This is a genomic window from Vibrio sp. 2134-1 (genome assembly GCF_033339495.1).
Genome location: NZ_JAWOUS010000368.1, coordinates 1 through 740, shown reverse-complemented (window position 1 = coordinate 740; position 740 = coordinate 1). Strand labels below are relative to the sequence as shown.

Here is a 740-nt window from a genome sequence, read left to right as displayed (position 1 = left end):
CTTTGCTCGGTTCTAGCCATAAGGTCACGAAATCTTGAGCAATCTCTTCACGCTCAACACACGTCAGCGTCATGCGCACAGGTGAGTTGTCCGGATAAAATTCCGGCTCTTTATATTCGAGCACTTCAACTTTATCGCCTTGGCGAATAATGCCCTCATTGCGCGCCACAAGGTTTTGTCCAAAGAACACACCACCTCGTTCATTGGCGCGGAACTGTTGCAACGTTTTGAGCGGCTCTTTGCTTTCACGGAAAGTGCCACGTTGAGTATTGATCGTGGTAAGAATACAACGCTCACAAGGTTTGAGAGATTCGAATTCCACTTCCCCTATTCGGATGCGCTTCCAAGAATCTTCTTCAAATGGCTTGGTATCAGATACGACTAAGTTTGTGCGGAACTGATCCATGGAGTGTTGCTCAGAACTTCTTTTGTTCAATTCCTCTAGCGAAGCTTGGCTGATCACCAACACTGGATAGCCGTCAGCAAAACTCACATTTTGTCCCAGGCTTTCACGGACACGATTGGATTGTTCACCGCTAAAAAGCAACTCTACGCGCTGTCCCAATACCTGACTAAACCAATCATCCGCATCATCGGTAGTCGTGTAAGCGGTGAAGGCATCTTTCCAAACTGTTGCGGGTGTTTCCTGCATTTTGAAATCTTGATAACGGATTTTAAGTGGTTCCATTCCCAAGCTACTGAACACCACCCCATCGGCAAGCAACGCTGATTTCACGGTT

General features: G+C 47.0%; 1 protein-coding gene. It reads right to left on the bottom strand.

Features of this window, described 5'->3' with window-relative positions; translation table 11 throughout:
- Positions 1-740: MOSC domain-containing protein (locus R7R78_RS26040; protein ID WP_225474602.1), on the bottom strand; the 740-nt coding region annotated here is incomplete at both ends.